The sequence below is a fragment of the Streptomyces sp. Go-475 genome (assembly GCF_003330845.1).
Lineage (GTDB): Bacteria > Actinomycetota > Actinomycetes > Streptomycetales > Streptomycetaceae > Streptomyces.
In genome coordinates this window covers 6,435,246-6,459,037 of sequence record NZ_CP026121.1, presented here as the reverse complement: position 1 = coordinate 6,459,037, position 23,792 = coordinate 6,435,246, and the positions used below count along the sequence as shown (strand labels likewise).

The 23,792-nt window shown below is 71.4% G+C and carries 14 protein-coding genes; 3 read left to right on the top strand and 11 right to left on the bottom strand.

The window, feature by feature from the left end:
- Window positions 1–2 precede the first annotated feature (2 nt).
- Together C1703_RS29715 and nrdR are read right to left on the bottom strand one after the other, a co-directional pair.
- Window positions 3–2,882, bottom strand: coding sequence for a vitamin B12-dependent ribonucleotide reductase (locus C1703_RS29715; protein WP_114255707.1), 2,880 nt, complete (start codon window positions 2,880–2,882; stop codon window positions 3–5).
- Window positions 2,883–3,046: 164 nt separating this feature from the next.
- Entirely contained in the window at window positions 3,047–3,607 is a 561-nt protein-coding gene (gene nrdR, locus C1703_RS29710; protein WP_114257649.1) for a transcriptional regulator NrdR, read from the bottom strand.
- Between the two features lie 619 nt (window positions 3,608–4,226).
- Between nrdR and lexA the strand changes: the two genes are divergently transcribed.
- Complete coding sequence (lexA, locus tag C1703_RS29705) at window positions 4,227–5,006, top strand: transcriptional repressor LexA (RefSeq protein ID WP_030845416.1); 780 nt, start codon at window positions 4,227–4,229, stop codon at window positions 5,004–5,006.
- Between the two features lie 178 nt (window positions 5,007–5,184).
- Here lexA and C1703_RS29700 read toward each other — a convergent pair whose 3' ends face one another.
- The 6 genes from C1703_RS29700 to C1703_RS29670 form a co-directional block, all read right to left on the bottom strand.
- Entirely contained in the window at window positions 5,185–7,161 is a 1,977-nt protein-coding gene (locus tag C1703_RS29700) for an ATP-dependent DNA helicase (protein ID WP_114255706.1), read from the bottom strand.
- A 338-nt stretch (window positions 7,162–7,499) separates the two neighbouring features.
- Window positions 7,500–8,231, bottom strand: a complete 732-nt coding sequence (locus C1703_RS29695) for a GNAT family N-acetyltransferase (protein WP_114257648.1) — start codon at window positions 8,229–8,231, stop codon at window positions 7,500–7,502.
- Window positions 8,232–8,666: 435 nt separating this feature from the next.
- Complete coding sequence (locus C1703_RS29690) at window positions 8,667–10,691, bottom strand: IucA/IucC family protein (RefSeq protein WP_114255705.1); 2,025 nt, start codon at window positions 10,689–10,691, stop codon at window positions 8,667–8,669.
- 268 nt (window positions 10,692–10,959) lie between these two features.
- The gene (locus tag C1703_RS29685) at window positions 10,960–12,420 is read right to left on the bottom strand and encodes a diaminobutyrate--2-oxoglutarate transaminase family protein (protein ID WP_114255704.1); all 1,461 of its coding nucleotides are present in this window, start codon (window positions 12,418–12,420) and stop codon (window positions 10,960–10,962) included.
- A gap of 1,008 nt (window positions 12,421–13,428) precedes the next feature.
- On the bottom strand, window positions 13,429–14,178 hold the full coding sequence (locus C1703_RS29675; protein WP_114255702.1) for a GAP family protein: 750 nt from the start codon (window positions 14,176–14,178) through the stop codon (window positions 13,429–13,431).
- Window positions 14,178–14,768: a TetR/AcrR family transcriptional regulator gene (locus C1703_RS29670; protein ID WP_114255701.1), complete on the bottom strand. Its 591-nt coding sequence runs from the start codon at window positions 14,766–14,768 to the stop codon at window positions 14,178–14,180. Before C1703_RS29670 ends, C1703_RS29675 begins: the two co-directional genes overlap by 1 nt.
- A 395-nt stretch (window positions 14,769–15,163) precedes the next feature.
- Between C1703_RS29670 and C1703_RS29665 the strand changes: the two genes are divergently transcribed.
- Together C1703_RS29665 and C1703_RS29660 are read left to right on the top strand one after the other, a co-directional pair.
- Window positions 15,164–16,387, top strand: coding sequence for a hypothetical protein (locus C1703_RS29665; protein ID WP_114255700.1), 1,224 nt, complete (start codon window positions 15,164–15,166; stop codon window positions 16,385–16,387).
- 466 nt (window positions 16,388–16,853) lie between these two features.
- Window positions 16,854–18,068, top strand: coding sequence for a hypothetical protein (locus C1703_RS29660; protein WP_114255699.1), 1,215 nt, complete (start codon window positions 16,854–16,856; stop codon window positions 18,066–18,068).
- An 86-nt stretch (window positions 18,069–18,154) separates the two neighbouring features.
- Here C1703_RS29660 and hflX read toward each other — a convergent pair whose 3' ends face one another.
- The 3 genes from hflX to C1703_RS29645 all read right to left on the bottom strand — a co-directional run bounded on the left by hflX (window position 18,155) and on the right by C1703_RS29645 (window position 23,761).
- Window positions 18,155–19,648: a GTPase HflX gene (gene hflX / locus C1703_RS29655; RefSeq protein WP_114255698.1), complete on the bottom strand. Its 1,494-nt coding sequence runs from the start codon at window positions 19,646–19,648 to the stop codon at window positions 18,155–18,157.
- 157 nt (window positions 19,649–19,805) lie between these two features.
- A complete protein-coding gene (locus C1703_RS29650; protein ID WP_114255697.1) occupies window positions 19,806–21,485 on the bottom strand; it encodes a M1 family metallopeptidase in 1,680 nt (559 codons plus the stop codon).
- A gap of 92 nt (window positions 21,486–21,577) precedes the next feature.
- A complete protein-coding gene (locus C1703_RS29645) occupies window positions 21,578–23,761 on the bottom strand; it encodes an HD domain-containing protein (RefSeq protein WP_114255696.1) in 2,184 nt (727 codons plus the stop codon).
- Window positions 23,762–23,792 lie beyond the last annotated feature (31 nt).

Below are 23,792 nucleotides of genomic sequence, written 5' to 3'. Positions count from 1 at the left end.
CGTCAGCTGCAGCCGCTGGTCGAGCCGCAGCCCTCGCAGATGTAGCAGGAACCGGCGCGCTGCATCTTCGTACCGCAGGAGAAGCACAGCGGGGCGTCCGCCTGGATGCCCAGCTGCATCTCGACCAGTTCGGCACTGGTGTGAGCCTGCTGCGGGGCGGGCTTGGTCGCCTCGTCGTTCTTCGGCGCGGTGACGGCCTTCAGCTCCTGGGCCCGCGGGGCCGACTGGGCCAGGCCCTCCACGTCGACCTCGTCCTCGTTCGGCTCGTACGAGCCGGTCTCCAGGTGACGCTGGCGCTCCTCGGCGGAGTGGATGCCGAGCGCGGACCGGGTCTCGAAGGGCAGGAAGTCCAGCGCCAGGCGGCGGAAGATGTAGTCGACGATCGACTGCGCCATCCGCACGTCCGGGTCGTCCGTCATACCGGCCGGCTCGAAGCGCATGTTCGTGAACTTCGAGACGTACGTCTCCAGGGGCACGCCGTACTGGAGGCCGACGGAGACCGCGATGGAGAAGGCGTCCATCATGCCCGCGAGGGTCGAGCCCTGCTTGGACATCTTCAGGAAGACCTCACCGAGACCGTCGTCCGGGTAGGAGTTGGCGGTCATGTAGCCCTCGGCACCGCCGACGGTGAAGGACGTGGTGATGCCGGGACGTCCCTTCGGGAGGCGCTTGCGGACCGGGCGGTACTCGACGACCTTCTCGACCTTGGTCTCGACGACGGCGGGCTCCTCGGCCTTCTTCTCCTCCTTCTTCTTGGCGGAGAGCGGCTGGCCGACCTTGCAGTTGTCGCGGTAGATCGCGAGGGCCTTGACGCCGAGCTTCCAGGCCTCGAAGTAGATCTCCTCGACCTCCTCGACGGTCGCCGTCTCCGGCATGTTGACCGTCTTGGAGATGGCGCCGGAGATCCAGGGCTGGATCGCGGCCATCATGCGGACGTGGCCCATCGGGGAGATGGCCCGCTCGCCCATGGCGCAGTCGAACACCTCGTAGTGCTCGGGCTTGAGACCAGGGGCGTCGATCACATTGCCGTGCTCGGCGATGTGGGCGACGATCGCCTCGATCTGCTCCTCCTGGTAGCCCAGGCGGCGCAAGGCCTGCGGAACGGTGCCGTTGACGATCTGCATCGAGCCGCCGCCGACCAGCTTCTTGAACTTGACCAGCGCGAGGTCGGGCTCGACACCGGTGGTGTCGCAGGACATCGCGAGGCCGATGGTGCCGGTCGGGGCGAGCACGGACGCCTGGGAGTTACGGAAACCGTTCTTCTCACCGAGGCGCAGCACGTCTCCCCAGGCCTCGCTGGCGGCGGCCCACACCGGGGTGTCCAGGTCGTCCATGCGGACGGCCTTGTCGTTGGCGTCCGAGTGCTGCTTCATGACGCGCTTGTGGGCGTCGGCGTTGCGGGCGTAGCCGTCGTACGGGCCGACGACCGCGGCCAGCTCGGCGGAGCGGCGGTACGCCGTACCGGTCATCAGGGAGGTGATGGCACCGGCGAGGGCGCGGCCGCCGTCGGAGTCGTAGGCGTGGCCGGTGGCCATCAGCAGGGCGCCGAGGTTGGCGTAGCCGATGCCCAGCTGGCGGAACGCGCGCGTGTTCTCGCCGATCTTCTGCGTCGGGAAGTCCGCGAAACAGATCGAGATGTCCATCGCGGTGATGACCAGCTCGACGACCTTCTGGAAGCGCTCGGCCTCGAAGGACTGGTTGCCCTTGCCGTCGTCCTTCAGGAACTTCATCAGGTTCAGCGAGGCCAGGTTGCAGGACGTGTTGTCCAGGTGCATGTACTCGCTGCACGGGTTCGACGCGGTGATCCGGCCGGACTCGGGGCAGGTGTGCCAGTTGTTGATCGTGTCGTCGTACTGGATGCCGGGGTCGGCGCAGGCCCAGGCGGCCTCGGCGATCTTGCGGAAGAGCGCCTTGGCGTCGACCTCCTCGATGACCTCGCCGGTCATCCGGCCGCGCAGCCCGAACTGGCCGCCCTGCTCGACCGCCTTCATGAACTCGTCGTTCACACGGACGGAGTTGTTGGCGTTCTGGTACTGGACGGACGCGATGTCGTCGCCGCCCAGGTCCATGTCGAAGCCCGCGTCGCGCAGGACGCGGATCTTCTCCTCCTCCTTGACCTTGGTCTCGATGAAGTCCTCGATGTCCGGGTGGTCCACGTCGAGGACGACCATCTTGGCGGCGCGGCGGGTGGCGCCACCGGACTTGATCGTTCCTGCGGAGGCGTCGGCTCCGCGCATGAAGGAGACCGGGCCGGAGGCGTTGCCACCGGAGGACAGCAGTTCCTTGGAGGAGCGGATCCGGGAGAGGTTCAGGCCGGCGCCGGAGCCACCCTTGAAGATCATGCCCTCTTCCTTGTACCAGTCGAGGATCGACTCCATGGAGTCGTCGACGGACAGGATGAAGCAGGCGGAGACCTGCTGGGGCTGCTTGGTGCCGACGTTGAACCAGACAGGGCTGTTGAAGCTGAAGATCTGGTGCAGGAGGGCGTACGCCAGCTCGTGCTCGAAGATCTCGGCGTCGGCGGGCGAGGCGAAGTACTTGTGGTCCTCCCCGGCCTTCCGGTAGGTCTTCACGATGCGGTCGATCAGCTGCTTGAGGCTGGTCTCGCGCTGCGGGGTGCCCACGGCACCGCGGAAGTACTTGCTGGTGACGATGTTGACCGCGTTCACCGACCAGAAGTCGGGGAACTCGACGCCGCGCTGCTCGAAGTTGACCGAGCCGTCGCGCCAGTTGGTCATGACGACGTCACGGCTTTCCCAGGCCACCTCGTCGTAGGGGTGGACCCCCGGGGTGGTGTGGATGCGCTCGACACGCAGGCCCTTGCTCGCCTTGGTGCTCCTGGCGCGGGAACTCCGTGCCGGACCGCTCGCCGTCTCTGTCATGCCGCCTCCCTGTACGGGCGAAAACGCCCTGAAGTGCCCCGTTGTTCCCGTGGCACGGTGTTCTGTCTGGTGTTGCGGGCACCCACTCACATCGCCCGCAACAGGTCTTCACATCGCCGCCGCCCGGCCGGGCCCGGAGCTGCCGTCCGGGTCCGGCCCGCCGGTCAGTCGGCGGCGCCTGCGGGCTCGGGGACCTGTGCCGTCCCTCCGCGCCCGCGGTCGTCTTCCTGGCTCCCCGCGGCCGTGTCCTCGCGGTCGCCGTCGTCCGCGTCGGGGCGTCCCGTCTCTTCTCTGAGCTCCGCGATGGCCGCCTCGAAGTCCTCGAGCGAGTCGAACGCCCGGTAGACGGAGGCGAAGCGCAGATAGGCGACGAGGTCGAGCTCCTGCAACGGGCCGAGTATGGCCAGCCCCACGTCGTGGGTGGTCAGCTCGGCGCTTCCGGTGGCCCGTACCGCTTCCTCGACCCGCTGCCCGAGCTGGGCGAGCGCGTCCTCGGTCACGGGCCGACCCTGGCACGCCTTGCGCACCCCGTTGATGATCTTCGTACGGCTGAAGGGCTCGGTGACTCCGGACCGCTTCACCACCATGAGCGAGCACGTCTCCACGGTCGTGAAACGACGGGAGCAGTCAGGGCACTGGCGGCGCCTGCGGATCGACGTGCCGTCGTCGGTCGTACGACTGTCGACGACACGGCTGTCGGGGTGCCTGCAGAAGGGGCAGTGCATGAACTCCAACCCTCCTCACAGCAGACTCAATAGCCTCGCGGGCCTCTTGCGCCCCACGAAGCAGCCCCAAGCATAGGCGATGACCATGGGCACTCAGACCCGGGGGACCACAACTTCTGGGCTGCTGCTGCAATCCAACCACTAGATGTGGGGATTGGCTCATACATCCACGCAGTGCGCGCGTGTCGCGCGAGTAGCCGCAGGTAGCGCGTGACGGACGACGTCGCGCCACCCTCGCACACCTTCCACGGCACCGCCGTTCACGGCCTGATCCGGCTGCGGCCGCATCCCTTCGTGCACAGCAGTATCGCTACGGCGCATGCGGAGATACCGTGGGCGCCGCGAGGAGGGGACGTGGGGCTCCCGCACAGATGAGCGCTGACCCCGGGGCAGGGGAATGCCGGATGGCAGACTGGGGCAGCAGTCCACGAGGCGATCACCCCGGCGGTGAAGAGTACAGCAATGGGCCCTTTTGCCCGCCAGGTGACGCGGCCGCCAATACACCCGGACACATGATCGCGTCCGGCGATTCGCGTTTTTTCACTCGAACGTGTGTTTGGCGCAACCTTTCGAAAGCAACTACCGTTGGCTAGCAGGGAGACCATCGAGAGGGGCCGACGTGACCACCACCGCAGACAGTGCCGCCATTACTGCCCAGGACCGCTCCCAGGGCCGACTGGAGCCGGTGCATGCGATGAACGAAGCCACGAACCCTGAGGGGCACAAGCGCTCCCTGCCGGGCCGACCTCCCGGCATCCGGGCGGACAGCTCCGGGCTCACCGACCGCCAGCGCCGCGTGATCGAGGTCATCAGGGACTCCGTGCAGCGGCGCGGCTACCCGCCGTCCATGCGTGAGATCGGCCAAGCCGTCGGCCTCTCCAGCACCTCTTCCGTGGCACACCAGCTGATGGCACTGGAGCGCAAGGGCTTCCTGCGCCGCGACCCGCACCGCCCGCGCGCGTACGAGGTGCGCGGTTCCGACCAGGCCGCCTCGGTGCAGCCCACGGACACCGCGGGCAAGCCGGCCGCGTCCTACGTCCCGCTGGTCGGCCGCATCGCCGCCGGTGGCCCGATCCTCGCCGAGGAATCCGTCGAGGACGTGTTCCCCCTCCCCCGCCAGCTCGTCGGCGACGGTGAGCTGTTCGTCCTGAAGGTCGTGGGCGACTCCATGATCGAGGCCGCGATCTGCGACGGCGACTGGGTCACGGTGCGCCGCCAGCCGGTCGCCGAGAACGGCGACATCGTGGCCGCGATGCTCGACGGAGAGGCCACCGTCAAGCGCTTCAAGCGCGAGGACGGCCATGTCTGGCTCCTGCCGCACAACGCGGCGTACGAGCCGATCCCCGGCGACGACGCGACCATTCTCGGCAAGGTGGTGGCCGTACTGCGCCGCGTCTGACGCGCGACCTCTGACGCCGCGCGCCGCGTCGGGCGGGCCCAGGAGGCCCGCTCCCTGACCGGGCCCCGGAACCCCTGCGCCGGTTCCGGGGTCCTGCGCTGTCCGGACGGGCCGGTGTCCCCGGATGCCCGCCTTCGGGGTCGGTCAGTGGCTCGCCGCCACTGACCGACCCCGAGGTTCATCCGGCTTCCGCCTGCTTCGCCACCGCGTCGATCGCCGCCAGCGACTTCCGCACCTGGTTACGGTCCGTCGTGTACCAGAAGTCGGGCAGTGACGCCTTGAGATAACCGCCGTACCGGGCCGTCGCCAGACGCTGGTCCAGGACGGCGACCACGCCGCGGTCCCCCGACGCCCGTACGAGGCGGCCGGCGCCCTGGGCCATCAATAGCGCGGCATGGGTCGCGGCGACCGCCATGAAGCCGTTGCCGCCAGCCTCCTCCACGGCCTTCTGGCGAGCGCTCATCAGGGGGTCGTCCGGACGCGGGAACGGGATCTTGTCCATGACGACCAGCTGGCAACTGGGCCCGGGTACGTCCACGCCCTGCCACAGCGACAGCGTGCCGAAGAGGCAGGTCTTCGGGTCGGCCGCGAAGTTCTTGATGAGCTCGCCGAGCGTCTCCTCGCCTTGGAGGAGGATCGGGAACTCCGGGATGCGGGAACGCAGCTCCTCGGCGGCGACCTGCGCCCCGCGCATGGAGGAGAAGAGGCCCAGGGTGCGGCCGCCGGCCGCCTGGATCAGCTCCGTGAGCTCGTCGAGCATGTCCGCGCGGTCGCCGTCCCGCGCGGGACGCGCCAAGTGCTTGGCGACGTACAGGATGCCCTGCTTGCGGTAGTCGAAGGGCGAGCCGACGTCGATGCCCTTCCACTTCGGGAAGTCGTCGCCCTCGGTGCCCTCGGGAGCGAGGCCCAGGGAGGCGCCGACACCGTTGAAATCGCCGCCCAGCTTGAGCGTCGCGGACGTCAGAACCACGGAGCGGTCCGCGAAGAGCTTCTCCCGCAGCAGCCCCGAGACGGACATGGGAGCGACACGCAGGGAGGCGCCGAAGCGGTCGTGGCGCTCATACCAGACGACGTCCCATTCGGAGCCGTTCGTGATCCGCTCCGCCACGTCGTGCACGTTCTCCACGGAAGCCAGGGCCTGTTTGCGGACCGCGTCCTCGTCCTGGACGGACTTGTCGCGGGTCGCGCCGATCGCGGAGATGACCGTGCGGCAGGCGTCGCGCAACGCCATGAGCGCGTACGAGAGGTCCTCGGGGATCTCCTCCAGACGGCCCGGCAGCGCCAGCTCCATCAGCCGCTCGAAACCCTCGGCAGCGGTCTGGAGCTGGTCGGCGGCCTTCTCGTTGGCGAGTTTCGCGGCCCGGCGCACCGCACGGTTGACCTGGCCGGGGGTGAGCTCGCCGGTGGCGACTCCGGTGACCCGGGAGACGAGTTCATGGGCCTCGTCGACGATCAGCACCTCATGCTGCGGCAGGACCGGCGCGCCCTCGATGGCGTCGATCGCTAGCAGCGCGTGGTTCGTGACCACGACCTCGGAGAGCTTGGCCCGCTCGCGGGCCATCTCGGCGAAGCACTCCGCGCCGTAGGCGCACTTCGAGGCACCCAGGCACTCTCGCGACGACACCGACACCTGTGCCCAGGCCCGGTCCGAGATACCGGGCGTGAGGTCGTCACGGTCGCCGGTCTCGGTCTCGTCTGCCCAGTCGCGCACCCTCAGCAGATCCTGGCCCAGCTTGCTGGTGGGCGCGGCCGCCTCGAACTGGTCGAAGAGGCCCTCCTCCTCGTCCTGCGGGACGCCCTCGTGCAGGCGGTGCAGACAGAGGTAGTTCGACCGGCCCTTGAGCATCGCGAACTCCGGGCGGCGGCGCAGCAGGGGGTGCAGCGACTCGACCGTTCTCGGCAGGTCGCGTTCCACCAGCTGGCGCTGCAGGGCCAGGGTGGCGGTCGCGACGACCACACGCTCCCCGTGCGCGAGCGCGGGCACCAGGTAGCCCAGCGACTTGCCGGTGCCGGTGCCGGCCTGGACCAACAGGTGGGAGCCGTCGTCGATCGCCTCCGCGACGGCTTCGGCCATGGCCACCTGGCCGGGGCGCTCCGTACCGCCGACGGCAGTGACGGCAGCGTGCAGGAGTTCGGGGAGTGAGGGCTTCGTCATAGCGCGACCACCCTACGACCCGGCACTGACAAACGGGTGATCAAGGCGGGGACGGGGGACGGGATCAAGACCGTGGGCTCCTCGGCGAGGGTAGGGACGGGCGACGGACAGGTGGCGTGGCCAGTGGTTCCAGTGGGTCGTGGGTACGCGGTTTCGGTGGGGTCCCGGGTGGGATTCCGGGTGGGATTCCGGGTGGATGAGGATGGGTTCCGCGTGGATGCGCCGCGCGTCGGCAGGTCGGTGAGCAGCCCGAGAAATCCGAAGAAGAAGTCGTGCGGCTGGTGGGAACTGCCGCGGCTCCGCCTGCGTTCGATGAGTGATGGCGCGGTGACACAGCGCTACAGAAGATGCCGGAGGGACCGGTCTCGGACCATGAGGGCGGCCCGCTTGGCGGGCAGGACGACCTCGGCGGAGAACCGGAAGCCGGCAGTCAGGAAGGCAGCGATGGAGGGGGTGTTGCGAATGTCGGGTTCCGCGATGACGCGTGCGCAGGAGGGGCGCCGCGCCAGAACCAGATCCGCTACGGCTCTGAGCAGCAGACCGCCGAGACCGCGCCCCCGGTCGGCGACCGCGCCGACTAGGAGGTGGACTCCCGTGTCGTGAGGCCGGGCGGGATAGTGACGGGCCAGCGGGTCCAGATCCGCCCGGTAGATCTCCCAGTAGCTCATGGGCGTTCCGTCCAGCACACCGATGCACGGCATGCTGCGCCCGTCGCCGGCGAGCTGGGCCCGCAGATGGTCCTCGGTCACGTCCTGCGGTCCGGACAGCTCCCAGAACGCCGCGGTGGCCGGGTCGTTCATCCAGCGGCTGATGAGCGGCAGGTCGCGTTCGACGCGCACGGGGACGAGGCGGAAGACGCCCGCGGGTGTGTCGGCCGGGCCCCAGTCGGCGACGTGGTCGAGGAGGTCGTCGTGGTGTGGGAGGGCCGGGCGGGCGGATGGGTCTCGGTGCGCGGTGCCGGAGGCGGAGGGCTGTGCGGTGTCCTCCTGGTCCCACCTCCGTGCTCCGTGGCCGTCCGGCTCCTCACCCGCGATGAGGGCGACGAGTTCGTCGGGGAGCCGCAGATCCATGGTGTCCTCGCCGTGCCCGCCCGTACGGGGACCGGTGCCGGTGCTGCGCCCGGTCGCGCCTGTGTCCGCACCGGCACCGGCTCCGCGAGCGGATCCCGAATCCGCCTCGGTTCCGCCGCGGGAGTCGACGTCCGCGCCCACGCCTGAGCCGGCACCGCACTGAGTGCCGGGCTGGGATGCCGGCGTCCCCGGCCCGGGGGCACCGGTCCTCCGGTGTCCGTCGCACTCGGCGTCAGGCGCGCAGTCGGCGGCGGCCATGCCACGGTCAGCCGCATCGGTAGCGGCATCGGCATCGGCACCGCTACCGATACCGCTACAGGTGTCGGTAGCTGCGGTCGGATCGGCGGGAAGCACCAAACGCTCCTCTCAGAAAGGGGGGTGGGCACGTCCTCAGCGAGGAAGGAGGTCAGTTGTGATCAGGGACGGTCAGGGTGATCAGGAGTGCAGGGGGTTGGCGATGGTGACGTAGACGGACTGGGTGTCGACCGGGCCGATGAGTTCGTCCAGGCCGTGCAGCCGGGTCAGGAGGTTGGCCTTGCAGCGCAGGACGGGTGAGTCGAGCAACAGGGCGGGCAGCGAGGTGCGCAGCCGGGCCGGGCCGGAGGCGACGTGTCCGAGGAAACGGCGGAAGGCGGCGAGCAGCAGCCGCTCGCCGGCCAGTTGCTGGGATCCGAAGGCGCCGATGAGGCCGAACACGTTGTTGATGGCCAGGTAGTACGCGAGGCGCTCGTCGACGACCTCGTCGCAGACGAACGTGTCGCTCTGCTCGCCGACGCCGGGCAGCCGCGCGTCGAGGTCCGCGCGCCGGGACTCCCGGAAGTAGTAGCCCTGGTTGTCGCGGTAGCGGCCGCCCGTGGGCCAGCCCTCGGCGTCCAGCAGGAGCAGCGTGTTCTGCTGGTGGGCCTCCAGGGCGATGCCGGCCTCGCCGTCCAGCCACAGGACCGGGCGCACGACGTGTTCGAGGTAGCGCAGGAACCACTCGGCGGCTACGGCTCCGCGGGGGCGGCCGGTCCTGCGGGCGAGGCCGGTGACGACCTCGGCCAGGCGGGACGACAGAGGGGGGACCGGGTTCCCGGCCTCCGGCCGGTCGGCGACCGCTCCTGACCGGGTCGGTTCTGATCGGATCGTCCCCGACCGGATTGCTCCCGGCTGGGTCGTCCCCGGCTGGGTAGCACCCGACTCGGCCGTCCCCGGCCGGATCGGGGAGCGCGGGCGAGGCGAGACGAGTCCGGCGACGCAGGAGACGTCGTCCGCGGGGCTGAACGGATTGTGGCGGATCATCACGTCCAGCCCGGGCAACGGGACGCCGTCGGGGCCGTCGACAGCGAGCCAGGCCGGGTCGCGCACGATGTCGAAGCCCGGATGCACGGCCCGCCACTGCTGCGCGAGGCCACCGCGGAGCAGGCGATGGACCTCGACACCGCGGTGGAGTTCCTTGCGGAGGTTCTCGCGGCGGGAGTTGGTGATGCGCAGGCCCAGCGACAGTTTGAGCATCGCGGGGGCACCGGAGCGGTAGACGGTGCGTACGGAGGAGGTGGGGTGCCAGGGAGTGCCGTGGGGGCCGAGGTCGCGGAGCAGTCCGCTGTCCAGCAGGGCGGCTGTCTCGGGACGGTGCCGGACGTCGTGCGCCTGCCAGGGGTGCAGGGGCAGTGGGACGTAGCCGTCCGGCAGCGGCAGTCCGGTCCCGGCCAGGCGTGCGGTGAGCCGGGGTGCGGCGACAGGGCGGCCGCGTTCGGTCCAGGAGGAGTCGGTGGCGAGGACGGAGGGGGCGACAGCCATCCAGTGCAGAGGGAAGGAACCGCGCGTTTCGGGTGAGTACCGCCGGGCTTCGGTCTCGGAGAGTCCTTCGCGGCTCTTCGGAGCCGGGTGCAGGGGGTGTCCGAGGACGAGTGCCTGTTCGGCGGCCAGGAAGAGGTCGGGTGCGTCGGCCGGGTGTTCCCGGCGGTCACGGACGAACGTGGCGACGCGGCGGAGTGAGCCGGCGACATTCGCGACGAGGTCGATGACCTCGCCGGCCGCGGAGTCCGAGTCGGCCTCAGCGTCGGCCTCGGCCTCAGCGTCGGCATCGGCGTCGGCGTCGGCGTCGGCCAGGAGACCGGTCGCGAGGCCGCCGCTGGGGGCGGAAGCGCAGGCAGCCGCCGTCCTCGCCCTGGACGAAGTGAGCGCCTCCCTGCCGAGCAGGGCGGCGACCGTGACGGCGTCGGCCGGCGGGGCGTGGTCGGGAGCGTCGGCCAGACGCGGAAGGCCGAAGCGGTGCCAGCCCGTCGGCGACCAGTAGCGGACCGGAGCGAGGAGGGCGGTGCCGCTGGCGGGGAGGGGGATGCGGAGGACGCCGTCGGAGGGGGCGGGCGGGCCGGTCTCGCGGACCCAGCAGCGCAGCAGGTTCTCCATCGCTGCCACCTGGGCGGCGATGTCCGGGTCGGGGTGGTTTAGGAGGTCGGGGGTGGGGCCGGCGTCCATGCCTCCGGTGGGAGGCGCCGTGGGCCCCTGGTGGGGAACTACGGAGGTCACCCCCGTCTCCGGCGTCCGGGCGTCGAGGGGGCCCGCTCCCCGCGTCGCGGCGTGGGCGTCGGGCTCGGGGATGGCGTTCAAGACGGCTACCTCGTGGGGTGGTTCCTGATCGTGCGGTCGGGGTCCAGGCGCCGTGGGGTTACGGCTCGGCGCGCCGGTGGGAGAGCGGAGTCCCGCGGCGTGGTCGCTCATGAGTGAAGTCGCGCGCTGTCGACGCTCACTCGCGGGTACGGCGCTGCTGTCGCACGCCCTGATGGCACCGAGCCGCGGCCCGGACGGCGTCGGCCAGACGGTCCAGCACGGCGGCCGCCTGTTCGTCGGAGATCGTCAGGGGCGGCAGCAGCCGTACGACGCTCGTGTGACGGCCGCCGAGTCCGACGATGAGGCCGCGCCGCAGGCACTCCCGCTGGACATCGGCGGCCAGGTCGGGGGCGGCGGGATGTGGGCGGCGCACGCTGTCCGCCGTCACCGGCCGATCCCCGTCACCGTCTCCCGCGGCCCCGGCCACTCGCCCGGCTCCGGGCTCCGCCTCCGGATCCACCAGCTCGACGCCGATCATCAGCCCCCGCCCCCGCACTTCCCCCACGTACGAGAACTCCCCGGCGAGGTCCTGGAGTTGGTCGAGCATCCGCGCGCCGAGTGTCGCCGCGCGGTCGGCGAGACGGTTCTCCCGGACGTGGGCGAGGGTCGCTGTGCCGGCGGCCATGGCGAGCTGGTTTCCGCGGAAGGAGCCGGCGTGGGCGCCGGGTTCCCAGGCGTCGAGGTCGTCGCGGTAGACGACGACGGCCAGCGGCAGGCTGCCCCCGATGGCCTTGGAGAGGACCATCACGTCGGGGGTCACGCCGCTGTGCTCCACGGCCCAGAAGGCTCCGGTCCGTCCGACGCCCGTCTCGATCTCGTCGGCGATCAGCGGGACGGACCGGTCGGCCGTGAGCTGCCGCATGCGCCGCAGCCAGGCGTCCGGCGCGGGGTTCACCGCGCCCTCGCCCGGGACGGGCTCGACGATCACCCCGGCGGGATGCGGCCCGCCGGAGCCGGGGTCGTCGAGCACGGATTCGGTCCAGCGGGCGGCGAGGTCGGCCCCGCGTTCGCCCTCGACACCGAACGGGCAGCGGTAGTCCTGCGGGTAGGGCAGGCGGACGACCTGGTCGAGGGCGCCGGCGGATGCCTCGAGCGGCCCGGGGGGCCTTGCGTGGCCGGCGCCGGTGAACGCGATGAGGCCGGTCCGCCCGGTCGCCGCGCGTACGAGTTCGCAGGCGGTCTCCATGGCGTCGCTGCCGGCCGGTCCGCAGAACAGTACGCGTGCCCGACCGGCGAGCCCCGGCGGCAGGGTGTGGAACAGCTCGGTGGTGAAGGCGTCCTTGACGGGCGTGGCCAGGTCGAGGACGTTCAGGGGCGCACCGGAGTCGAGGACCTTGCGGATGGCGTCCAGCACGACCGGGTGGTTGTGCCCGAGCGCGAGTGTGCCGGCGCCCGAGAGGCAGTCCAGGTAGCGGCGGCCGTCCGCGCCCTCGATGGTGAGCCCCCGCGCCCGTACGGGAACGATCGGCAGGGCCCGGGCGTAGGTCCGGGCCGCGGACTCGCGCGTGGACTGGCGCCGCAGGATTCCCTCATGCGCGGATCGCGCACCGGGCGCGGTGTCGTCGACGGCATCGTCGGGAAGGGTCCTCACCGGCATTCGCCCCACAGCGGCCTCCTCCGACGCGCGTCCCCCCTGGGTGGATTCCGCCACGACTTCCCTGACCTCCCACTGGGCACGGGCACACAGGGCCGCGTGCAGACAGCAGGACCCCCACCGCTACCAACCCCGGACCGCTCACGCGGTTACGGGTTGCCCTCAAGATCCTTCCCGGGGCATGACCCGGGCGGGTCCCGCTGCGACCCCGAGGTGTGCGACGGGGCGTCTCACCTGCCGAGGAGGTCATGGAGTTCCGCGGCCTGTGCCGAACCGAGGTCGGTGTACTCCGCCAAGGCCTGTTCCAGATCCTCCCCAGCCGCCGCCTCCTCACCTTGCAGCGGGCGGAGTTTGCCGCGTGCCATCAGCGCCCGGGCTGCACCCGATCTCGCGTGGGCGGCCCAGGTGTGGCCGTTGCGGTCCGACGCTTCGGAGCTCATCCGCAGGGCGGCGCGTAAGAGGTACGGGCACTGTCGTGGTCTCCGGTGAGGCGGTCGACGGTGCCGAGTTCGATGAGGATCACCGGGTCGAGTTCCTGGATCGTCGAGCGCATCGGCTCCAGCCCTTGGTCCTGGTGGTGGGTGCGGCTCGGTGCGCAGGGCGGGCGGAGTCCGGTCGGCGACGATCCGGTCCGCGATGTGCCGGATGGTCGGCGGCAGCCGGTTTGGCACACCGGGAGGGCACGCTGCGGGACGGTCCCCGTGCCCGCGGGCAGGCACGCGAGCGGCTCTTCCGGCTCGTGGCACAACAGCCGGCACGTCGCACGGGGGCCAACACCGGCATCCAGGGTCGCCACAGCGTCGTTCGCGTGTCGTCGACCGTGCGCGAGCCCCGGCGCAGGCTGTCGCCGGCCATCGCACGGGGGGGTGCTCTCGCTGAGGGCGTCGAACTCGACGTGCACGTCCGCGTCGATGCCGAGCAGCGTGCGCCGGCTGGTGATGATGACCGTCCAAGGCGTGTTTCGGAAGTTGCAGTACCAGACCTGCTCGAGCCTGACGCGGGTTCAGGCGGTCAGGTGAGAAGGGCGATCACGGCGTTGAGGACCATTCCGATGCCGATTCCCCCGACGGTCCAGCCGAGCGCCTTGGCGCTGTTGCGGGTGAACCAGTCGTTGATCCGCTGCAGCACCGGCTCGGCCCGGTCGTGCGCGGCGATCCGGACGGCACCGAGGAGGACCGCCGGGAGGATCATCACGACGCAATAGCCGGCCAGCGCCCCGCCGATGGCCTGCCAGGTCAGATCGGCGTTCGCGAGTAAGCCCACGGCCGCCAGGTAGGGCACCATCGTGACGACCTCCAGCGCCGTGGCCACCAACGCGAGGCTCATCAGGCCGCGCACCCCTCCGCCCCGCGTGTCCCGGCGGTCCGGGCCTTGGCCGTCCGGCACGGCACCCGACATCGCCGCCGTCCGCCAGCGCTGCAGCCGGCCCGGCTTGCCTGCGCGGCTGCGGGCACGGGCCTCCAGCCAGTAGCTCAAGGCGATGACGATCAAGCCGAGGACGAGCTGTGCGATCCGAAGGTGCGTCGGGGCAACGTCGGCGAAGGTCGCCCGAACGCCCTCCAGCACCGCATCGGCCCCCAGCACCAGGAGCACGCCGACGCAGAGGTAGAACGTCGCGACCGTAGCCAGATAGACGGCGATCCGGCCGGCGCGCACCCGCCCCGGGGTGAGCAACAGCCAGATCGGGATCAGGAGGGTGCCGAAGCTTGTGCTGTCCAGCAGCCCCAGTCCGGCCAGCGCCAGCGCCAGCGTGGCGCTCATCAGTCGAACAGCCGGTCGACGTAGGCGTCCAGCGCGGCGCTGAGGCGGGACGCGCCGAACCCGTTGCCGGTCGCCGCGTGGTGCAGGCACAGCCCGTCCACGAACGCGACCAGTGCCGCCGCCTCCGCCTCGGTGTCGACGTCCGCTGCGAGTTCGCCGGCCCGTTGAGCGCCCTGGAGTGCCTCCTCGACGCCCCGCAGGAGCCGCTCGGTAGCGTCCCGGTGGGTCGCAGCCATGTCGGCGTCGGTCAGCGACGCCTGCACGAAGCTCAGCCAGACCCGCAGCTCGGCGCGCCGCTCGGCCGTCAGCGGCAGGAACGTCTCCATCAACCGCACGACGAACTCACGGATTGGCGGCTCGACCGGGATGGCGGCGATGCGTTCCTCGGCGCGCCGGTAGACATACTCGATGCCGAACCTCAGCAGCTCGTCCTTCGAGCGGAAATAGCGTTGGACGAGTCCTACGGAGACACCCGCCGTCCGCGCCACGTCAGCGAGAGTGGTCCGCGCCAGTCCCCGCTCGGCGACCACGCTCATCAGCGCGGAGGCGACCTGGCTGCGTCTTGTGTCAGCGTCGGCGTGCTGCGTCATAAAAAAATAGTACCGCAATATTATTCGGCGCTTGGTCGGCTCTTCTGAAGGTCACCACGCCGCCGGGCCAGCCGCGTGCCGAGATCGGCCCGGCACTGGAGTTCGGAGAGGATCCGGTGCCGGATGCCCTCCCACTGCCACCGGCGGAACAAGTCGTAGATCCGAGTCGCCGCCCCCCGACCGTGACCAGGTGGGATCCCGTACGGGTTGCCTCAAGATCCTTTCCGTGACGGAACTGTTGCTGTTCCGTCGGGCCTCCCCCACAGCCACCCCATAGGGTGTGGTGCCGTTCCCGGACGCGGTGAGTCGGCCCGAAGTCCCCGTGCAGCGGTGGGAAAACGGCGGCCGGAGCACCGGTTTCGTCCATGTTCGTCAATATCAGGGGGAGTCAGATCATGCGATCCACACGGCCGTCGTCCACCACCAGCCGAGGGGGGAGTGCGCGCCGCAGGAACTCCCCCGTGCTGGCCGCCGTGGCACTCGCCTCGGCGCTCGCGCTGACCGCCACCGGCTGCGAGTCGGGGGACGCCGCGGCGGGCGGGGAGGCCTCCGCGTCCGCCACCGCCTCCGACGACGGCAAGCTCAGGATCCCGGACGACATCAGGGACCAGCTCCGTGAGCACGGGATCGACATCGACAAGTGGAAGAACGGCGCCTGGAAGAACTGGGACCGCGACGACTGGCTGCGCGAGGCCCACGAGTACGTCAACCCCATCATCGAGGGGCTCTGGAACCCGGACCGCATGCGCGAGGCCGAGGAGCCCGACCAGGGCGTCGACGACAGCGACCTCTCGGGTGACCAGGGCGTCACCGACCCCACGCCCGAGCCGGTCGAGGCCCAGGCGGTGCCGCCGTCGTACCACGCCGCCGTTCCCACGGCCGGGAAGGTGTTCTTCGACTCGCCCAAGGGCTCGGCCGTCTGCTCGGCGACGGTGGTGAAGGACCCCGCCCACCCGGGCAAGTCCAACCTGGTGTGGACGGCGGGCCACTGCGTGCACGCGGGCAAGAAGGGCGGCTGGTACCGCAACATCGCGTTCGTGCCGTCGTACAACGACGACGGCAAGTCGGTCGCGGAGCTGGAGAACGCCACCCGTGAGGACGTCGCGCCGTACGGCGTCTGGTGGGGTGACTGGGTGCAGACCTCCGACCAGTGGATCGAACAGGGCGGCTCGACGGGCGGGGACGGCGCCCCCTACGACTTCGCGGTCATCCACGTGACGCCGGAGAAGGGCAGCGGCGGCAAGTCGCTGGAGGAGACGGTCGGTTCGGCGCTGCCGGTGGACTTCGACGCGCCCGCCGTGCCGAAGGTCGACAGTGTCACGGCGATCGGCTACCCGGCCGCGCCGCCGTACGACGGGCAGAAGCTGTACCGGTGCCAGGACCGGCCCGGCCGGCTGTCGGTCACCGCGTCGGATCCGACGATGTACCGCATCGGCTGCAGCATGACCGGCGGTTCGTCGGGCGGCGGCTGGGTCGCGGCGGGCGCGGACGGCAAGCCGGCGCTGGTGTCCAACACCTCGATCGGCCCGGTGACGTCGGGTTGGCTGGCCGGACCGCGGCTGGGCGAGGCCGCGAAGGGCGTGTACGACTCGGTGAGCGAGAAGTTCGCGGGCCGGTGAGCGCCGGCTCAACGCCCCGGCGGGCCGGTGAGCCCCTGCTGAACCCCTCGGCGGTCCGGTGAGCCCCTGCTGAACCCCTCGGCGGGCCGGTGAGCCCCTGCTGAACGCCTCGGCGGTCCGGTGAGCGCGCCGGCCTGAACATCTCGCGGTGGGGTGGCGCCCGGCGCATCGGCAACGCGCCGGGCGCCCTCCCCCCCTGGGAACGCGCCCGACGCCCCACCCGACATGACCCCGGCGCCTCCCACCGGCCTCACGCCCGCCCCCTCCGAACGTGCCCGGCACCCCACCGACCACCCCCGGCGCACCACCCCCGGGCTCACGGAAACCTTCACCACGCCACCCCGGTACGCCCTCAACCCCACGGGCATAGTGGGGTGTCGCGCCGGGCCCGAGGGCTGCGGCGGCACGCGCGTGACATGCGCACGCAGCACCACATCTCGTACGCACCAACGGGGGTCATCGCACCATGCGTTCCACACGTACGCCCGCGGCGCCGAAGCGCGGGCGACGCTCCGCGCTCGCCGCGGCCGGGCTCGTCGCCGCCCTGGCGCTCACCGCCACCGCCTGTGGTGGTTCGGCGGACCCGGCGAGCGACAAGCCCGACGCCACCGCCTCCCCGGCCGCCGGGAACGGCGCGGACGGCGGCGGCAAGGTACAGCTCCCGGCCGACCTCGCGAGCAAGCTCAAGGAGCACGGCATCGACGTCGACCGGTGGAAGGACGGCGGCTGGAAGGACTGGGACAAGGACAAGTGGCTCAGTGAGGCCAAGGACTTCGTCAACCCGGTGATCGAGGGCCTCTGGAAGCCGGACCGGATGCGGTCCGCCCAGGAGGCGAACAAGACGGTCACGACGAAGGACGCGTCGGCCGGCCAGGGCGCCAGCGCCCCGGATCCGGCCCCCGTCCGGGCGCAGGCCGAGAAGACGCCGTACCACCGCAACGCGGCGCCGGTCGGGAAGGTCTTCTTCGACTCCCCCGACGGCCCGGCGGTCTGCTCGGGCACGGTGATCAAAGACGTCAACCACCCGGGCAAGTCCAACCTGGTGTGGACGGCGGGCCACTGCGTGCACGCCGGCGGCAACGGCGGCTGGTACCGCAACATCGTGTTCGTCCCGGCCTACAACGACCTCGGCAAGTCCGAGGCCGAGCTGAGCAACGCGAACCCGGCCGAGATCGCCCCGTACGGCAACTGGTGGGCGGACTGGGCGTCGACCTCGAACCAGTGGATCCAGGGCGGCTCGGAGACCGGCGGGGACGGCGCCGCCTACGACTACGCCGTGCTGCACGTGAAGCCCGAGCAGGGGGCGAAGTCCCTGGAGGAGACGGTCGGCGCAGCACTGGACGTGGACTTCTCCGCCCCGTCCGCCGCCGAGGCCGCCAAGATGGGCGCCTGGGGCTACCCGGCCGCGCCGCCCTACAACGGCCTGAAGATGTTCAAGTGCGTCGACGTCCCCGGCCGGTTCTCGCTCTCCCCGGCCCTGCCGACGATGTACCGCATCGGCTGCACGATGACCGGCGGTTCGTCCGGCGGCGGCTGGTTCCGGGTGCTGAACGGCAAGTCCGTGCTGGTCTCCAACACCTCGATCGGCCCGGCCGACAACAGCTGGCTGGCCGGCCCGCAACTGGGCCGGGACGCCGAGGCGCTCTACCAGAACATGAGCAAGACGTACGGCGGCCGCTGACCGGCGCGCGCGAAGAAGGCCCGTCCCCGATCGACTCGGGGACGGGCCTTTTCGGTCGGCCGGTCGGGCCGGCGGCGTCAGGCCGGTCAGGCCAGCGGCGCCGGGACGTACGGCGTGAGCTCCGCCGCCAGTTCCTCGTGGACCCGCACCTTGAGCAGGGTGCCCTCCGGGGTGTGCTCCTCGGAGATCACGTCGCCCTCGTCGTGGGCACGGGCGACCAGCTTGCCGTGCGTGTACGGCACGAGCGCCTCGATCTCGACCGAGGGGCGGGGCAGCTCGTCGTCGATGAGAGCGAGCAGCTGGTCGATGTTCCGGCCGGTGCGGGCCGAGACGGCGATGGAGCGCTTCTCGACACGCAGCAACCGCTGGAGCGTCAGCGGGTCGGCCGCGTCCGCCTTGTTGATCACGACGATCTCGGGTACGTCGGTGGCGCCGACGTCCCTGATCACCTCGCGCACGGCGGCCAGCTGCTCCTCCGGGTTCGGGTGCGAACCGTCCACCACGTGCAGGATCAGGTCGGAGTCGCCGACCTCCTCCATCGTGGAGCGGAACGCCTCGACCAGGTGGTGCGGCAGGTGGCGTACGAACCCGACCGTGTCGGCCAGTGTGTACAGCCGTCCGCTCGGGGTCTCGGCCCGGCGCACGGTCGGGTCGAGGGTCGCGAACAGGGCGTTCTCGACCAGCACGCCCGCGCCCGTGAGGCGGTTGAGCAGCGAGGACTTGCCCGCGTTGGTGTAGCCCGCGATGGCCACGGACGGCACCTTGTGGCGCTTGCGCTCCTGGCGCTTGATCTCGCGGCCGGTCTTCATCTCCGCGATCTCCCGGCGCATCTTCGCCATCTTCTCGCGGATCCGCCGCCGGTCCGTCTCGATCTTGGTCTCACCGGGACCACGGGTGGCGAGGCCGCCGCCCTTGCCGCCGCCCATCTGCCGGGACAGCGACTGACCCCAGCCGCGGAGCCTCGGCAGCATGTACTGCATCTGCGCGAGCGCGACCTGTGCCTTGCCCTCTCGGGACTTGGCGTGCTGGGCGAAGATGTCCAGGATCAGGGCCGTACGGTCGATGACCTTGACCTTGACGACGTCTTCGAGGTGGATGAGCTGGCCCGGGCTGAGCTCACCGTCGCAGATGACGGTGTCCGCGCCCGTCTCGAGGACGACGTCGCGCAGCTCCTCGGCCTTGCCGGAGCCGATGTAGGTGGCCGCGTCGGGCTTGTCGCGGCGCTGGATCACACCGTCGAGCACCAGCGCGCCCGCCGTCTCCGCGAGGGCGGCGAGCTCCGCGAGGGAGTTCTCCGCGTCCTGCACGGTTCCCGTGGTCCAGACGCCGACGAGGACGACCCGCTCCAGGCGGAGCTGGCGGTACTCGACCTCGGTGACGTCCTCGAGCTCGGTGGAGAGGCCCGCCACGCGGCGCAGAGCCGCGCGGTCGGAGCGGTCGAACTGGTCGCCGTCCCGCTCTCCGTCGATCTCGTGGCTCCAGGCGACGTCCTCTTCCATCAGGGCATCGGCCCGAAGACCCTCGGGGTGGCTGTGCGCGAAGCGCTTGGTGTCCTGGGAAGGGGAAGAAGAGGAGGTCATTGGATCCTTACGTAGCTGGGAAACCGTTGGGGGTGACGGAGAGCTCGGAGCTGTTCCGTCACCGTCGACAACGCACGAGCGGGCCGGGAGATTCCCGGCTCTCAGTGCCGCGCCGACCTGAAGATGGTCGCACGGCACGGGGCGTCTCGTCACTGGGTTATCGAGCCGCCGCTCCCGCGGACGCCGTTGTCCTCTCAGACGCGGCTGCCCTGTCAGACGCGGCTGCCCTCTCGGGCACGGCTGCCCTGCCAGGCGCGGCCGGCTTCGTCGGCCCGGTCCGTTCCCCGGGCGCGGCCGGCTTCGCGGGCGTCTCCGGCTTCCACTCCGGGTGCCCCGGCATCGGCGGGGTCCGCTCGCCGTACAGCCAGCCCTGGAAGAAGGCGTCCAGGTCGCGCCCGGAGATCTCGGCGGCGAGCCGGACGAAGTCCTCGGTCGTGGCGTTGTCGTCCTGGTACCGGCCGACCCAGGCGCGTTGCAGGGCTTCGAAGGCCGGGCGGCCGATCTCCTGGCGCAGGGCGTAGAGGACGAGCGCGGCGCCGTCGTAGACGTTGGGCCGGAAGATGCCGGTCTTGCGGCCGGGCTCGGGTGCCTTGGGGGCGGCGGGCGGCCCCCCGGCGGCGCGCCAGCGGTCGGAGGCGCCGTACGCGGCCTTCATGCGGTCCCGCAGCGGCTTGCCGGCCCGCTCCTCGGCGTACAGCGCCTCGTACCAGGTGGCGTGTCCCTCGCTGAGCCACAGGTCGGACCAGGTGCGGGGGGTGACGCTGTCGCCGAACCACTGGTGGGCCAGCTCGTGGACCATGATCGACTCGACGTACCAGGCGGGGTAGGCGGGCTCGGTGAAGAGCTCGCGTTCGAAGAGGGAGAGCGTCTGGGTCTCCAGTTCGAAGCCCGTGGAGACGTCGGCCATGAGCAGGCCGTACGTCTCGAAGGGGTAGCGGCCGACCTTGCTCTCCATCCAGGCGAGCTGGCCGGGGGTCTTCTCCAGCCAGGGTTCGAGGGCCTTGCGGTACCGGGTCGGTACGACGTCCCGCACGGGCAGGGCGTGCGGGCCGGTGCGGTGCAGGACCGTGGAGCGGCCGATGGAGACCTGGGCGAGTTCGGTGGCCATGGGGTGCTGCGTGCGGTACGTCCAGGTGGTCGCGCCGCCGGACCGGTCGACGCCGGCGGGCAGGCCGTTGGCGACGGCGGTGTGGCCGTCGGGCGCGGTGACCCGGATGGTGAACATCGCCTTGTCGGAGGGGTGGTCGTTGCAGGGGAACACCAGGTGCGCGGCGTCGGCCTGGTTCGCCATGGCGAGGCCGTCCGCGGTACGCACCCAGCCGCCCTCGCGGCCCTTGGCCGGGACGGGGTCACTGTCGTGCCGCACGGTGATCCGCATCCAGGTGCCGTCCGACACGGAGTCCTCGGGCGTGATCACCAGGTCCTCGCCGGCGGTGCGGTACGCGGCGGGCTCGCCGTCGACCTCGATCGAGTGGACCGTGCCGTGGGCGAAGTCCAGGTTGATCCGGTCCAGGTCGGCGGTGGTCCAGGCGTCGATGGTGGTGACGGCGCGCAGCGGCTCGCTGTTGTTGCCGGGGTACGTGAAGGAGAGGTCGTACGACGCGACGTCGTAGCCGGGGTTGCCGAGGTGCGGGTAGAGGCGGTCGCCGACGCCGAGGGGGACGGCGGGCGCGCTCGCGGCGAGGAGGCAGACGGAGACGGCCGACGCGAGCAGGGCGGCGGCCGTCCGGCGCCGATGGGCGGGGACGGCGGCCGTCCGGTGCCGATGGGCGGGAGCGGCGGCCGTCCGGCGCCGATGCGTGGGGGTGGCGGCCTGGCTGTGGGGGGTCGGGAGCATGCCCCACGGCTACCAGCGCGCGCGTGCGCGGCACGGACGACGCGCGCCCGGCCCACCCGAACCGGGGACCGGGGTCTGCGCCGCCTGCCGCCTCAGCCGCCCTGCGGCTGCGGCTGCGGCTGTGCCCGGCTCACGTCGTACACCCCCGCCACATTGCGCATGGCGCGCATGAGGGCGGGCAGCTGGGCCGCGTCCGGGAGCTCCACGGTGTACGTGTGGCGCACCTGCTGCTGGGTCGGGGGCTCGACGGTCGCGGAGACGATCTCGGCGCCTTCGAGGGCCATGGCCTCGGTGAGGTCCGCGAGCAGATGGGGACGGACGAACGATTCGGCGACGAGCGTGACCCGGCACTCGGTGGCCTCCCCCCAGCGCACGCCGACCTCCGCACGCCCCCCGTCCCGCATGCGCGCCACCGCGGCGCACTCGGCGCGGTGCACGGTGACCGCTCCCCCGCGTACGGCGAAGCCCGCGATCTCGTCGGGCGGTACGGGAGTGCAGCAGCGGGCGAGCCGGACGGCCGCGCCGGGCCGGTCCGTGAGGACGTTGCCCGCGGCGGGCCGGGCGGCGGGCTGCTCGGCGGCCGCGTCCGGGTCGGGTACGCCGGCGGCCGACCGGTGAGCGGCCCGGTCCTGGGCGTCCTGCGCGTCGGTCCGCTGGGCCTCCGCCTGTGCCGGGTGGGCGGCGAGCCACCGCTGGATGGCGATCCGGGCCGCGGGCGTGTGGGCGTGCTCCAGCCATTCCCGGGAGGGCTCGGAGGCCGGGTCCTGGCCCATGAGGAGCTGGACGGTGTCGCCGTCCCTCAGGACCGTGCTCAGGGTCGCCAGGCGGCCGTTGACGCGGGCGCCGATGCAGGCGTGCGCGTCCTCGCCGTACTGCGCGTACGCGGCGTCCACGCAGGTCGCCCCCTCGGGCAGGCCGAGCGTGCCGCCGTCGGTCCGGAACACGGTGATCTCGCGGTCCTGGGCGAGGTCCTCGCGCAGGGTCGACCAGAAGTGGTCGGGGTCGGGTGCCGCTTCCTGCCAGTCGAGGAGCCGGGAGAGCCAGCCGGGGCGGGTGGGGTCGACGCGCTCGCCGTCGGCCGGGTCGTCGGGGGCGGGGGCGTACGGGTTGCCGAGGGCGACGACGCCGGCCTCGGCGACCTTGTGCATCTGGTGCGTGCGGATGAGGACTTCGACGACCTGGCCGTCCTCGCGGGCGACGGCGGTGTGCAGCGACTGGTAGAGGTTGAACTTGGGGACGGCGATGAAGTCCTTGAACTCCGAGACCACGGGCGTCATGCAGGTGTGGAGTTCGCCCAGGACGCCGTAGCAGTCGGCGTCCTCGTTGACCAGGACCAGCAGGCGGCCGAAGTCGGAGCCGCGGAGCCGGCCGCGTTTGCGCGAGACCCGGTGGACGGAGACGAAGTGGCGGGGCCGGATGAGGACTTCGGCCGGGATGTCCGCCTCGCGCAGGACGGTGCGCATCTCGTCGGCGACCTCGGCGAGCGGGTCGTCCGAGCGGGCGGCGTTGCGGACGATCAGCTCCCTGGTGTGCGCGTACTCCTCCGGGTGCAGGATCGCGAAGACCAGGTCTTCCAGTTCCGTCTTGAGCGCCTGGACGCCGAGCCGCTCGGCGAGCGGGATGAGCACGTCACGTGTCACCTTCGCGATGCGCTCCTGTTTCTCGGGGCGCATGACACCGAGGGTGCGCATGTTGTGCAGCCGGTCGGCGAGTTTGATCGACATGACGCGGACGTCGTTGCCGGTGGCGACGAGCATCTTGCGGAAGGTCTCGGGCTCGGCGGCGGCGCCGTAGTCGACCTTCTCGAGTTTGGTGACGCCGTCGACGAGGTAGCGGACCTCCTCGCCGAACTGGTCGCGGACCTGGTCGAGCGTCACGTCCGTGTCCTCGACGGTGTCGTGGAGCAGGGACGCGGTCAACGTCGTGGTCTCCGCGCCGAGTTCGGCGAGGATGAGGGTGACGGCCAGCGGGTGCGTGATGTACGGCTCGCCGCTCTTGCGCATCTGGCCGCGGTGCGAGGACTCGGCCAGGACGTAGGCGCGGCGCAGGGGTTCGAGGTCAGCGTCGGGGTGGTGCGCGCGGTGGGCGTCGACGACGTGGCTGATGGCGTCGGGCAGCCGGTCGCGGGCGGCGGGGCCGAGCAGCGCGGCTCTGCCGAGGCGGCGCAGGTCGATCCGGGGGCGGGCCTTTCTGCGCGGGGCTGTCGGCGTCACCGGTCCCGACACCGCGCCCGGCATCGGGCCTGGGGTCACGGAATTCGTGGCCTCCGCACTCATGGGCACCTCCGGCTGCGTCAACCGGCGGACG

Bases quoted from the DNA above. Each gene is read 5' to 3' on its own strand.
- C1703_RS29715 (WP_114255707.1), bottom strand. From the start codon at position 2,882: ATGACAGAGACGGCGAGCGGTCCGGCACGGAGTTCCCGCGCCAGGAGC.
- nrdR (WP_114257649.1), bottom strand. From the start codon at position 3,607: ATGCACTGCCCCTTCTGCAGGCACCCCGACAGCCGTGTCGTCGACAGT.
- C1703_RS29700 (WP_114255706.1), bottom strand. From the start codon at position 7,161: ATGACGAAGCCCTCACTCCCCGAACTCCTGCACGCTGCCGTCACTGCC.
- C1703_RS29695 (WP_114257648.1), bottom strand. From the start codon at position 8,231: ATGGATCTGCGGCTCCCCGACGAACTCGTCGCCCTCATCGCGGGTGAG.
- C1703_RS29690 (WP_114255705.1), bottom strand. From the start codon at position 10,691: ATGGACGCCGGCCCCACCCCCGACCTCCTAAACCACCCCGACCCGGAC.
- C1703_RS29685 (WP_114255704.1), bottom strand. From the start codon at position 12,420: ATGCCGGTGAGGACCCTTCCCGACGATGCCGTCGACGACACCGCGCCC.
- C1703_RS29675 (WP_114255702.1), bottom strand. From the start codon at position 14,178: ATGAGCGCCACGCTGGCGCTGGCGCTGGCCGGACTGGGGCTGCTGGAC.
- C1703_RS29670 (WP_114255701.1), bottom strand. From the start codon at position 14,768: ATGACGCAGCACGCCGACGCTGACACAAGACGCAGCCAGGTCGCCTCC.
- C1703_RS29665 (WP_114255700.1), top strand. From the start codon at position 15,164: ATGCGATCCACACGGCCGTCGTCCACCACCAGCCGAGGGGGGAGTGCG.
- C1703_RS29660 (WP_114255699.1), top strand. From the start codon at position 16,854: ATGCGTTCCACACGTACGCCCGCGGCGCCGAAGCGCGGGCGACGCTCC.
- hflX (WP_114255698.1), bottom strand. From the start codon at position 19,648: ATGACCTCCTCTTCTTCCCCTTCCCAGGACACCAAGCGCTTCGCGCAC.
- C1703_RS29650 (WP_114255697.1), bottom strand. From the start codon at position 21,485: ATGCTCCCGACCCCCCACAGCCAGGCCGCCACCCCCACGCATCGGCGC.
- C1703_RS29645 (WP_114255696.1), bottom strand. From the start codon at position 23,761: ATGAGTGCGGAGGCCACGAATTCCGTGACCCCAGGCCCGATGCCGGGC.